The sequence below is a fragment of the Rhodococcus yananensis genome, from assembly GCF_020515525.1.
GTDB classification, from domain to species: Bacteria; Actinomycetota; Actinomycetes; order Mycobacteriales; family Mycobacteriaceae; genus Rhodococcus; species Rhodococcus yananensis.
This window is the reverse complement of sequence record NZ_JAIYEP010000029.1, coordinates 16,971-29,139: the sequence shown is the minus strand read 5'-3', so window position 1 is coordinate 29,139 and position 12,169 is coordinate 16,971. Positions and strand designations below refer to the sequence as shown.

Annotated in this window: 9 protein-coding genes; 2 read left to right on the top strand and 7 right to left on the bottom strand. The window is 63.6% G+C overall.

Annotated features, from left to right (window positions below; translation table 11 throughout):
- Positions 1-159 precede the first annotated feature (159 nt).
- The gene (locus tag LDQ05_RS09395; protein WP_226436661.1) at positions 160-1,245 is read left to right on the top strand and encodes an ISAs1 family transposase; all 1,086 of its coding nucleotides are present in this window, start codon (positions 160-162) and stop codon (positions 1,243-1,245) included.
- Positions 1,246-1,252: 7 nt separating this feature from the next.
- Here LDQ05_RS09395 and LDQ05_RS09390 read toward each other — a convergent pair whose 3' ends face one another.
- The 5 genes from LDQ05_RS09390 to LDQ05_RS09370 all read right to left on the bottom strand — a co-directional run bounded on the left by LDQ05_RS09390 (position 1,253) and on the right by LDQ05_RS09370 (position 7,145).
- On the bottom strand, positions 1,253-1,645 hold the full coding sequence (locus LDQ05_RS09390; protein ID WP_226436660.1) for a hypothetical protein: 393 nt from the start codon (positions 1,643-1,645) through the stop codon (positions 1,253-1,255).
- Positions 1,642-3,252 carry a TPR repeat domain-containing protein gene (locus LDQ05_RS09385; protein ID WP_226436658.1) on the bottom strand — a complete coding sequence of 537 codons (1,611 nt, stop codon included), beginning with the start codon at positions 3,250-3,252 and terminating at the stop codon, positions 1,642-1,644. Before LDQ05_RS09385 ends, LDQ05_RS09390 begins: the two co-directional genes overlap by 4 nt.
- A complete protein-coding gene (locus LDQ05_RS09380; protein ID WP_226436657.1) occupies positions 3,249-3,557 on the bottom strand; it encodes a hypothetical protein in 309 nt (102 codons plus the stop codon). Before LDQ05_RS09380 ends, LDQ05_RS09385 begins: the two co-directional genes overlap by 4 nt.
- A gap of 197 nt (positions 3,558-3,754) precedes the next feature.
- Positions 3,755-4,951: an McrC family protein gene (locus tag LDQ05_RS09375; RefSeq protein ID WP_226436656.1), complete on the bottom strand. Its 1,197-nt coding sequence runs from the start codon at positions 4,949-4,951 to the stop codon at positions 3,755-3,757.
- Complete coding sequence (locus LDQ05_RS09370) at positions 4,920-7,145, bottom strand: McrB family protein (RefSeq protein WP_226436654.1); 2,226 nt, start codon at positions 7,143-7,145, stop codon at positions 4,920-4,922. Before LDQ05_RS09370 ends, LDQ05_RS09375 begins: the two co-directional genes overlap by 32 nt.
- 128 nt (positions 7,146-7,273) lie before the next feature.
- On the opposite strand from LDQ05_RS09370, the gene LDQ05_RS09365 reads away from it, so the two are divergent.
- Positions 7,274-9,868 (top strand): AAA family ATPase, encoded by a 2,595-nt coding sequence (locus tag LDQ05_RS09365; RefSeq protein WP_226436653.1) that lies wholly within the window; start codon positions 7,274-7,276, stop codon positions 9,866-9,868.
- A gap of 9 nt (positions 9,869-9,877) precedes the next feature.
- On the opposite strand, the gene LDQ05_RS09360 is transcribed toward LDQ05_RS09365, so the two are convergent.
- Entirely contained in the window at positions 9,878-10,435 is a 558-nt protein-coding gene (locus LDQ05_RS09360) for a hypothetical protein (protein ID WP_226436652.1), read from the bottom strand.
- 25 nt (positions 10,436-10,460) lie between these two features.
- Positions 10,461-12,155, bottom strand: a complete 1,695-nt coding sequence (locus LDQ05_RS09355; RefSeq protein ID WP_226436651.1) for a hypothetical protein — start codon at positions 12,153-12,155, stop codon at positions 10,461-10,463.
- Positions 12,156-12,169 lie beyond the last annotated feature (14 nt).

Below are 12,169 nucleotides of genomic sequence, written 5' to 3'. Positions count from 1 at the left end.
CGGCAAAGTCGTGAGTGATGCCGCTTGACCTGCTATTTCACGGCGGTCGGGGTGCGGTTTGAGCGGGCACGGTCGCCTCGGTGATGATGCAAGTCTCTACTCCCGCGTCATCAGGAACGAACCGTGCCCGCTGTCTCATCTTGTCCTACTCATGCCCCGGTGTCTGACACCGGGATCCTCGAGGTCCTCGCCCGGGTGCCCGATCCACGATCGAGGCGTGGGGTCCGGCACCGACTCTCGGTGATCCTGTCGGTCGCGTTGGCGGCGGTGTGTGCCGGCGCCCGTTCGTTCACCGCGGTCTCCGAATGGGCCGACGACGTCCCGGTGGACGTGTTGGATCGGCTGGGTGTCGAGGGTCGGCCGCCGTCGGAATCGACGATCCGCCGCACCCTCGGACGCCTCGACGCCGCCGTGTTGGACCAGGTCATCGGCACCTGGTCGTGGTTGCGGTCCCGGGTGGTCGACGGGTATCGGGTGGTTGCGGTCGACGGGAAAACGTTGCGGGGCGCGAAGGACGCGGCGGGGCATCTCACGCATCTGCTCGCGGTCCTCGACCACAGCAGCGGGGTCGTCCTCGGGCAGGTCGAGGTCGGTCCGAAGACCAACGAGATCCCCCTGATCGTCGACCTACTCGGGCCACTCGATCTCACCGATGTCGTCGTCACCGCCGACGCGCTGCATTGTCAACGGGCGACCGCCGAGCACATCGTGAGCCGCGGCGGGCACTACGTGTTCACCGTCAAGAACAACCAGCGTGCTCTCCGGGATCTGTTGAAGTCGTTGCCCTGGAACGACATTCCGGTCTCGTCGTCGCTCACCGGCCGTGGTCACGGGCGGCGGGAGTGTCGCACGATCAAGGCCACCGAGGTCGATGCCGGTCTCGGCTTCCCGCACGCCACACAAGTTCTGCAGGTCCGCCGCACCGTCACCAAGAAGGGCCGCAAGAGTGTCGAGGTGGTCTACCTGATCACCTCGATGCCGATGACCGCAGCTGCTCCGGCGCAGGTCGCGTCCTGGATCCGCGGGCATTGGGGCATCGAGAACCGCCTCCACTGGGTTCGGGACGTGACCTTCGACGAAGACCGCTCGACCGTCCGCACCGGCAACGCACCCCAGGTGATGGCCGCCCTCCGTAACACCGCCGTCGGCATCCTCCGGCTCGCCGGCTGGAACAACATCGCCGCCGCGCTACGCCACCACGGACGTGACCCACACCGGCCGATCGGCCTACTTCATGCCGCCTGACATGCGGTTACACGACTTTGCCGGGCCCCTGATTCTCCTCCTGGATAGCCAACGCCAGGTTGTACATGTCGACGAACCGTGAAGTGTCAGGTGCCGCGTGGGGTTCGAGGTTGGAGGTGTCCACGTAGTCCTCGCGCATGGACGGTGCGAGCATGTCCACGCCTATCGCGACGACGACAGGGATTGCCGATGCCGCCCCGTACACACCGGCCTTGGTGGTGTCGAACAGGGTTCCGCGGTCTTCGATGTCCTGCACGCGATTCTCGTGTTCGATGCGCACTCCGGCTTCTGCCGCGCCGAGAAGGCTCCCGCTCCACGTTCCGTACTCGAGACGCGGATTGCCCGATGTCGGTTCGAGAGAGACCCACCGCTGCTCGAGTGACGCAACTGTCTCCGTCACCCGACCAGCCAGATGTTCGGCTGCTTCGGGTCACTCGCCAACGTCGCATACAATGCCGGGACGTTCTCTTTACCCAGCACGCCGAAGCCGTGGGTGCCGGTGTCTTCGCCGGGAACCCCCACCATCTCCGCGAGATACGGCGATACTGCTGTTGCCATGCTCCGGGTCAGTGTGGGGTTGACTTCTCCGATCGACTTGTTGTCGCTGTTCGGCAGGTCGAGGAGGTCGGTGTGGTGCTCGTGGAGCAGCTGCGACAACCCGAATGTGGTTTCGCCCGCGCGGGTGGCCCGAGCGAGGTCGGCGGGATCGTCCCCATCGGGAACGGCGTCGGAACCGATCCAGCTGAACATCTCTGCCACGTGCGCGTCACCGGTGTCGCTCCAGTCGTACTGCAACAGTGGAAGGATCGTCTCGTCGCGCGCGGTGGTGTCGACCATCAGATCGTGTACGCTGCCGCGGTCACGACCACCGGTCTCGACGAGGTGTTCGACGAGGCTGTCGAAGCTGGTGTTACCGGCACCTTCCAGCGCTACGTCGGCGCCCGGTCCTCGATCGACGGATGCCAGCTCGCCGGCACGTTCGATCAGGGCACGGTTGAGGGGGTTGTCCTGTTGCAGCGCTGCATCGCCCGCACCGTAAGCCTGTGTGAATCGGTCGAGGAGGCCCGCGTTGTGGACTGTGGTGACGGTGATCGGTGGATCGATGCCTTGGTCCACCGTCGTCGCGGGCCCCGACAGGAATTCCGTGATCTGCGGGGTCAGTCCACCGGTGTCGGTCTCGGCATCGCTGACGATCCGCGGGTCGACTGCGAGCGCGAGTCCGTCTGCGAGCCAAGCCCGGGCTTCGGGGTGCCCGCTGCCGGCGAGCTGGTCGGACAGTTCCAAAAACCCCTCGACATCGAGCGTTCCGTACAGTTCTTGCAGGTAGTCGAGGGTTCCCTGCGATACGACAACGTTCTCGCCGCGTCCCAACGCGGCGCGTTGCTCCGTGTTCAACTGTGCGCCTTCGAGATCGTTGAGCAGGCGGTCGATGGCGAGATCCCCGAGTTGAGCAGAATTTGCGATGCGGGTGGCGAGTTGGCGGGCTTCGATGCCGGACATGCCCGACGATTTCGGTGCGAGCGCCTCGAGTTCGTCGAGGGTGTTTCGGATCGCCTGCGCGGCCTGTTCGTCCACCTCGACAAGCACGCCCAGCGCACCCACGATCTCCCACCGCCAGTAGTCGACGATCGCGGGGTCCTCGATGGTCCAGGGGCCGACGGTCCAGTCGTCGGCGACAGTCGCACCGGCTTCGAGGGCCGAACCGACCTTGTTCTGCAGTGCTGTTCGTGCCGAGTCGATGTTGTCCGCGGCCGTCCGATAGTGCCCGGCGAGTTCGCCGATCCATCCCGCGCAGCGGATCATTCGCCGCGATTCCTGCTCGGCACAGTCCTCGGCTGCACGTTGGGCGTCGCCGACCCAGTGCCGTTGGTCGTGCATGGAGGATGCTTCGGAATGGATCGCTCGGGCGATCGTGTCCAGGGCGGACTGCGCAACGTCGATGGCATCCGCTGTTCTTCGGGTGTCGGCCGTATCCCATTCTGCGACCATCGAACGTGTAGGGGTCACAACAGTTCTCCTGTGGCGCGGATCCGCGCGGCGAAGTCCTCGACCGTGATCGTGTAGTCCGCGCTGCCTTTGCCCGAGATGTAGGCCATCTGATCGATCGGCCCCGAGAGGATGTCGCAGACATCGGCCAGAACCGTCGAGGTGTCGGTGGACATGGCCGCAACGGCCGAGCCGGGGAGGGCGTCCGGGAGGCGTGAAAGAGCACGCCACCGGTGGGAGTGAGTTTGGCATGCAAACCGGATGCGGTTGGCATGTTCGGTGAGACTCTGGGCGAGGTCGGCGAGCATCACCGGATCGACGATCATCGCGACAACCTCACGCACGGTGCAACGCAATATGACACGATTCCCCCTTCGGCATCCGGAATGCTCGACCCCGTGGCGTATCCCCCCGACCCACCGAGTGCAGAAGTCTAGCCGATTCTCGGACCGTTGCGGAGCGCCCGAACTCGGGGACGTCGTGTCGGGTGCTGTGATGATGCTGGGGTAGGTGTCCTGATGCGCTACCTGCTCGACGGTGAAGGAGCTGCGATCCGATCGGCAAGCCGGTCGACTTGTGTCAGGAGTGCGGCGGGCTCCAACGACAGGTCGAGCGCGTGGGTGTGAAGCCGTAGTTCTGCGCGTCGCACCTGATGGGTTCGTACAGGTTCGTTGCCTTTCGCGTAGACCAGATGGCCGTCCTGCAAGCCGAGGACTGTGCAGTAGGCGAGCATCTGGTAGAGGTCGGCGTCGGGGAACCCGGCGGGGCGTTCGGCCTTGTACTTCGCGTCGACGACGGCCTGCACTGTTCGATCGGTGGACAACCAGACGAGGTCGGGTCTCATGCGAATCTGTGAGGTTTCGTCGAGGTGAAGGGGGTACTGCGTGGCGCATCGCCCCGACCGGCGGGAGAGCGATTCGCCGAGCGCGGTGCACACGAAGTCCTCGAAGATCCGCCACATGTCGAACATGAAGCCGGTGACGACGAGTCCGCCCACACGGTGTTCGAACGATTGCGCTGCCAGTACCACCTCGGCCAGGCGTAGTGCGTCCTGGTAGCGGGCGTTGAGTCGGGTCGGACGCCAGTCGGGAAGCGATCGTCCCCGTGCCGGTGCGGTGACATCGGCCAGAACGAGGCGGAGACGTTGCAGGCGTCGGCGTGTGTCCGGCGTGATCCGTGGGATGGTGAGGAGCCGCAGTGTCGCCGCCAACAGCAGTCGGTTCTCGGTGATGTCGACGGTGAAATCGTCGTACTCGACGGCCAGCGGAACCGGCAGCCCGTAACGGCGCGTCATCTGTTCACCTACGCGAATCCGTCCGCGCAGAACCGGGAGTGTGTCGGCGACTGTTCGGTATCCCTGCAGCAGCCCCTGTTCGGTGGCGCGCGCGGCGAGCCGGGAGAACACCGCAGCCAACGCGGGGAAGAGATCGTCGGATTCGGTGAGACGTACCTTGTCGTCGCGCCAGACATCGCGGCTGTGCGCGTAGCCGAGCAGGAACACGAGACGGTTCAGATCGGTGATCTTCGGTCGAACGATCACCTGGAGGTCACCGACGGAGACCGCGCCGATCTTCTGTGTCGCCTTCACCGAGTATCGGCCGGTTTCGGCCGTGTGGGTCACATCGACGATGCCGAGTTGATTCAGCGCGTCGTACTCGCCGTGGGTCAGTGCGACGAGTTGTGCGCCGTCACCCTCGGTCAGCGACAGTATCGTCGTCATTGTCGGATTCGTTCTCGCTGGCGGAAGACACCTTGGCGGCCAGTCGTTTTCGCACCCTCTCGAGTCCGTAGGTTGCGTGCACGTCCACACCGCGGTCGCCGTAGTGGAACTCTTCGAGGAGCGGAAGGATGTTGTACTTCCACACTCGTTCGAGCCCGTTGGGTTCGAACACCGCGGGTCGCATGAAATACGACGGACCGATCTTGAAGTCTTCGTCGTCGATGAGAGTGTTGAGTTCGTCGAGTAGGTCGGCGGTGTCCACCGGACACCTCTGTGCGCGCAGCCAGCTACGGAGGATGCCGGAGGTGGGTTCTTCGGACGGGTGCAGGGGAAGGAAGGCGAAACGTCGGCGCATCGCGGCGTCGACGAGAGTGATCGACCGGTCGGTAGTGTTCATGGTTCCGAGGACGATGACGTTGCGCGGCAACATGAATGGTTCGGAATCCCCTGATCCGTACAGTAGATCGATGCTCTCGTTGCGGTATTCGAGCAGGAAGTAGAGTTCGCCGAAGATCTTCGCGAGGTTGCCGCGGTTGATCTCGTCGATGACGAGGACGTACACCGCATCGGGATTCTCGACGGCGCGGTCGACGAGCGTGCGCAACGGCCCGGGTCGTAGCTCGAATCCGACCTGTCCGGCTCCGTATTGTGCCGGACGGTATCCCTCGAAGAAGTCCTCGTACGAGTAGGCCGGGTGGAACTGCACGAGTTTGACATTGGATTCACCGGCGAGGTGTCGGGCGAGTTCCTTGGCGATGTAGGTCTTTCCGGTCCCGGGCGGGCCGTAGAAGATCAGCTGTGGACGGTCGCGCAGCAACTCGATGCATTCCTGTAGCCAGTGTTGCGGCACGTGCAGCCGCGTGGCGAGCTGTTCATCGGCGTCGGGCACGTTGAGGCCGGTGGCGGGGGTGACCTGGCGGCGCTGCCCCATGATTTCGCGGATGGCATCGATCTGTGTGGTCAGGTCGACGACGTCACCTTGCGTGGTGAGTCGGGACGCGATTTCCAGCGGCAGGTCGGAGGTGCGCTGTGATCGGGATTCCCATTTGACGGGCCGGCGGAGGTTGGATCGTCCGTCGCTGCTGTGCACGTACTCGGCGTCGCCGGTGACGGTGCCGAAATGCACCCTGCCCTGGCTGACGGTGACGATGAGATCGCCCGGATGCATGCGGGCGAGAAACGAATAGAACTCGTCGACCTTCTCCTGCCGGACGGCGTACCCGGAGGATCGGTAGTCCTGCTCGACGAAGCCCTTCAGTTCGTCTCTGCTGATGTCGGGCTCGATGGCCCGGAGGAATTTCGCGGCGAGGGAGACGGTGCCCTTCTTGCGCCAGGTGGGCACCATGTCCACGCCGGCGACGTTCGATCCGTACACCCTCCACGCGTGGGTGATCTCGTCGGTCGGTGCGGGGTCGCTGGACAGCTTCCATTGCTCTACCCACGGCGATTGGTAGAAGTCGATTGCACCGCCGGTCGCTTCGACCGCCTTCGTGTGGATTTCATGGAGATCGACGTCGACGTCGTCCGTGGGCGGGTGGTCGAGGTACTGCGTGGCGAAGGCGTTGCGGATGCGTCGTCGATCGTCCGTGCTCACGATCGGCAGGTAGTAGTCGGGGAACGCGAGGAAGAGCAGCGATTGCTGCTGTACGAACTGGCCGGTCGGAACTGACCGCACTACGTGGCGGAATGCAAGCGGATCACCCAGTGCCTCGAGGCGTTGCTGTTCGGTAAGCGAGCGGAATACGCAGGCGACCTCGATGAGGTAGCTGAGTTGCTTCCACCGGTAGTTGTTGAACGCTTGCCCACCGTTGAACACACCGCCGCCCGCCAACGCCTGCTCGACGTCGGCGGGGAGTTGGACAGGATCGTCGGCCATGTCGAGGATCGACCGGACCTGCTGCACTTTGAGTTTGCCCCCGAGGTTGAGGATGGGGAGCACGTTGAGGATGTAGATCTCGGCGAACAGCTGAACGGCTTCGGGTGAGGAATCTCGAAGTTGAACGGACAGCTTGTCGAAGAAACTCCCGGCGCCCGCGTCGGGTCGCGCCACGTAGTCTTGTTCGAGTTCGGCGAGATGCTCGACCGTCCAGACGGGGCGGCCGGGGGTCAGGAGTGAACGACCCTGACCGAGGCCGACATCGACCAATCGTCGACCGATTCGTTCGACTGCGCCGGCGTCTTCATCGAAGGGCATGGGGCTACCTTCGCATATCGGGGCGACACGGTTGCATCGAGCTATGACGAGGATCACGCGGGGCCGATGAGCACGAGCTGAGGCTCTGCGAAGCAGTGATTGTAGGGTTCCGCCCGGAGGGGGTTCACATGGAATGTGAGACGTGGGGTGTCACTGAGATAGTTGCCGCGATTCGGGACGAGATCGCACGAGCACGGAGTGCCGACGACTTCGATGCCGACGCGGTGATCGAGAGGTTCGTCAAGGTCGATCCGCCGGGTCCGAGCGCGGCGTTCGACGGCTACATCGACACGATCTCCATTGCCGGTGTTCGCTCGTTCGGACCGAAGCAGACACTGCGGCCGTCACGCGGACTGACGATCGTGTACGGGGACAACGGGACCGGCAAGACCAGCCTCGTCGACGGACTCGAGCTCCTGATGGAGGGCGAAACGACTCGTCGTCGGTCAGGGGCGGGGACCACAGGTGAGGTAAAGGACGCAGCCAATATCCCGCACGTGAGGTCTGACGGTTCCTCGGGTGCTGACGAAGTGTGCGTCGCGGTTGCCTGGGCAGACGGGGCCGAGTCGAGTTCACTGCTGCAGTCGGCAACATGGGACGGAAAGTTCGGCCCGAGACCTGCTCGATCGCTTCCCGTGCAGGTTCTCGCGCGGCGTCGACTGAGGGAGCACCTCGTCGGATCAGGCAGCGACCGCGCCGAGCATCTCGGCACCGTGGTCGGTTTGATGCCGGCGATCGCGGTGATCAGGGGCGTTCGTGCGGGTCTGATCGACCACCAGAAGAACGACGAGGCGCCGTGCACGGCTTCTCCACTGGCACCCGTATACGAGTTCGTGGCAGCGCAGGGAATTTTCGACCGGATATCGTCGATGGAAGAACTCCGAAGTTGGGCTGTCGGACGGCTCGACGGCACCGAGAAGCCTGCGGCGGATCTCGACACACCTCTGATCAATCTGCTCGATTCCTTCCCCCGCGCTGAACTGGAGCAGATCCTCGGCCTGTGGGGAGAGGCTGACCCGATTGCGAGTCTCGAGCCTGCCGACACCGACGACTTGCTGACGATGCTGACGTTGTTCGTCGAGGTCGCGTCACCCGAGCGGCAGTGCCCTGCCTGTGAGAACGGGACCGTCACCGAGTCCCGTCTCGGTGACATCCGCGCCCGGATCGAACGCGAGACCGAACGCATCGAACGGGTCCGCCGTCGTGAAAGCCTGGTGAACCGTACCCGCAGCCTGCTGACGCGGATGGGTGAGGCAACCCGTGGGCTTCCTGAGCTTCCACTCGCCGGCGCCGACGCCGCGGCCGATACCGTACGCAACTTCCGCACTCGATGTGACACCTTGCGGCAAACACGGTCTGCATGGCTCCGAGCCGCCGCATCGATCCAGCGTGCACTCGATTCGGCATCTCGAGGTGGTGCAGCCGAGGTGGAAGCTTTACGCGCCACGACCGCGGAGTGGACGCTGACGGACCAGCGGTTTCGTATGGAACTGGACGAAGTCGAAACTTTGCGCCGCGATGCATTGAACGAGTTTCGAAACAGCTCTGCACCTGACGAGGTCTCGCTGAGGGCGATCGTGTCGCACGCCGAACAAATCTGGGCAGAACTGGAGCGGAAGCGGCGTGAGCAGTTCGAAAAGGACTGCCTGGGACGTGCGGCCGACGCGTTGAAGCGTCACGAAACGCGCGTCGTCGATGCCTTGTTCAACGAGTTGGCCGAACCCATCAACGAATGGCTCACGCTCCTGTCACCCGGCAACACTCCGAGCATTCGTTTGAAAGCGAAGGCAACCGCGGGACGTCCGGCATTGAGTGTGCTGGTTGCCGGTGAACCCCGCCAGGTGCATGCGGTGGGCCGGCTCTCGGACTCGCAGCTCGACATGCTGGGGCTCGCAGCACATCTGGCGTCGATCGAGCGACAGCAGCCTGGTGCAACGATCGTGATCGACGACCCCTCGGACATGCTGGACGGGACGACCCGAGCAAAATTGGCATCGGCGGGAATCGCCAGGCTCCTGGACGAAACGAACGGTGCCGCTCACCAGGTCATCGTCATGACCCACGACGACGCACTCGTGCGCGAACTGTGGGACGCGCACCGAGCGCGGCGTCCCGCAACACTGCAGTACTACATCGAGACCGAATGCGATTCGGCAGCCGACGACAGATTCGCGGTGGTGACACCACGGAACACAGCGACAGCCCTCGAACGTGCATGGGGCATTCTTCATGGAGATGGCGGGAAGAGTCACAACCTGTTGTGGTTCAGAGCCAGCCTTGCGACGAGTGTCCGGCAGGCGATGGAAATGCTGTGCAAGGACATCGCGGCGATCTTGGGCCCGAGCGGACTCTCCCGAACCGAACCGATCAGTGAGGACCGAACACACGGTGCCGTGAGCAAGGCAATCACGCCCGAACTTCGCCGGATGGAAGAAGCGTTCAGCGTTTGTGGCAACCCTCGACATTCCGAGGGGCGTCGAATTCTCGCGGAACTGTTGGATGTCATCGATTCGTCAAGGCCGCGGAGTCTCAATTCCGCGGCGCACGCCGATGTCGTCTCCCCGACGGTTGCTGTGTCGAAGACTCACCTGACGTCTCTCGGCAAGGTGGCGCAGTTGGTCGTCCCTCCCGCCGGAACGTCGCAATGTAGCTGGACCACGGATTCGGAACTCGCGAAGGCACTTCAGGAATGCCGAGAATGCAATCGACCGGTGGGTTCGTGACACCGACCCTCACTGCTGGCGGGCGATCGGGAGCCGCTCCCGAAGTGTGCTCCAGGCGATGCGGATGTGGTCCTCCGTGAAGGTGCGGCGCTTGCGCGGTGTCCACTCGTGGACGAGGGACACCGTGCGCTGCCAGTCGTCTGCAGCGGCCGGGTCCTCGGTCATCACCCAGTGCACAGTGGCGAGCAGTTCCATGCTGTACATCGACTCGAAACCGTCGATCAGCTCGAGGACCCGCTCGACCCGCGCGGCCGTGTCGGGATGCCCGGTGAGGACACCGGTGGCCTCGTCGACGGCGTCGGGAAGCACCCGGATCGGGTCGGCGTCGAGAACTCGGGCGGTGCCGTCGCCGTAGCCGGTGAGGAAATGGCCTTCGACGCGGTCGAGGACGTGCCGCAGGTTGTCCGCGTACGGGCCGTACAGGTTCTTGGCGTATCGCAGGTTCAACGGTTCGCCGAGGACTTGCAGGAAGTACATGAGCCTCTGTGCTTCGATGGGTGTCGAGCCGAGTGCGACACCGTCATATCGGTCGAGGAGGGTGACGAGGGCGGCATATCGGGTACTCATCCGCATATCGGGGGCAGTTCCGCGCTCAGGATTTAGTGTTCGGCATGTGCTTGTGCGGTCCGTAGAATCCGACATGCATCGTGCAAGTGGTGTTGTCGAAGTGGAAGTAGATGCGAGGCGCGAGATTACCGCCGCCGGTGGCAATCTTGATATGGGACTCCATGAACAGCTGACCTGACGGATCGACATCTGTGGAAACCGGCAGGATCCGACATTGCTTGAGCTTGCTGTTGTTGCGTACGGTTGCCGATTCGTTCATAGCTAGCTTCTTTGGCGACGCCTTCCACGCCACTGGGTTTCCGGAGTTGAGGCACCATTCGTAAAATCCTCCCTTGTTCCACCCTTCCGCGGTAGCAGTGGCGAACGCGTGGAGTGATTGGAAAGCCAGCCAGGACAGGTTGCCCCACGAGCCTGCGTTGACGGTGCTGTCGAGGACCTTCAAATCTCGAAGTGCTGTGTCGGGAATAACCAGGCGATCGGACAGGTGGGTACGTGCAAACTGTGCCGCGGTCGACGGGTTTGCCGCTGTGGCGGGAAGCGTCGGATTGCTTCGGTCGGCGAACGAGTCGTGTCCACCCAGCTTCGCGAGTTGTCCTTCCAGGTAGCTGATGTGGCGTGCGAACTTCTCTGCCTGTGTGATCGCATGTAGTCGGTCTTCCAACGCCTCCTCAAGGTCGAGTGCTTGAGCCTGCGCATCTTCATCGGCTTGCCGGAGATGCTCGCGGAGCGCGGCATTCTCGTCCTCTGCCGCCCGCAGTTGGGCGTCCGCGTAGTCGAGAAGCTCGGCGTCTGTCGCCGAGCCGGTCGAAAGCTGGTCGAGAAGTGCTTTCGCAATGGTGAAGGACGTCGGGGGCCTTCGCACCGAGGAGACCGGGCCGAGGGTGCGGCCAGCGATATCCGCAGCGGTATTGCGGTGGGTGAGATAGCGGTCGGCGGTGACGTAGCGGTGCCGCCACCCGTCGGAGCTACTTGCCGGGTCGAGGTCCTTGAGGTAAACGCGGAGGGCTCCGCCCCACAGGCCGTGGCTCTCAGTCAATGCCTCGGTGAGTGCGCGCGCTGCAGCCCCGTCGACGGAGACGACGTTCGCGATGCCAGCGACAGCGTACGTTGCGGCCTGCACGATTTGGCCGAACGTTACGTTGTCGGGAAGGTTCTGGTTGGCGCTGATGCTATTGTGCAAAACCACATACGGTGTCGTGCGATCGAATCGGGACAGCTCCTCCGCGAGCTGTTCACCGGCGTCTGCTCCCTGACGGAATTCCGGTCGAACGAGGATCCGGTCATTGCCAATGCGGGGATTCTCTCCCGACTGAAGGAGATCACGGGTCAGGACAGGGGCTTTCGGGGCCAGGCTGCGGATGTCGACCTCACCCACAACCTCTACGTCGATCCATATCCAGGCGGTGCCGGTCCGGTCTCCGTTGGGTCTGGGCGCCTCCTGCCAGGTGCGGACCGTTGTATGCCAACGTTGCCCGCCGGAGCGGGTTTCGATGAACTGGGCGCGGTACGCGTCGATAACCGGGCCGCTCGCATCGCTGGCATATTCGGTGTGGATGTCGATGTCGACGCGCTCGCTACCACTAGTGATCGTGGTGTGGACGGTTCCGCAGATCGGCACCGCATCAGGTACGTGCTTCTTGTCATTGACCCATGATTCGAACACCGATGCCGCAGTGGTACACACCGAGTCGAGGTCGTCTTGCCAGATGGCGCGGTACACGAGCGACATGGTAA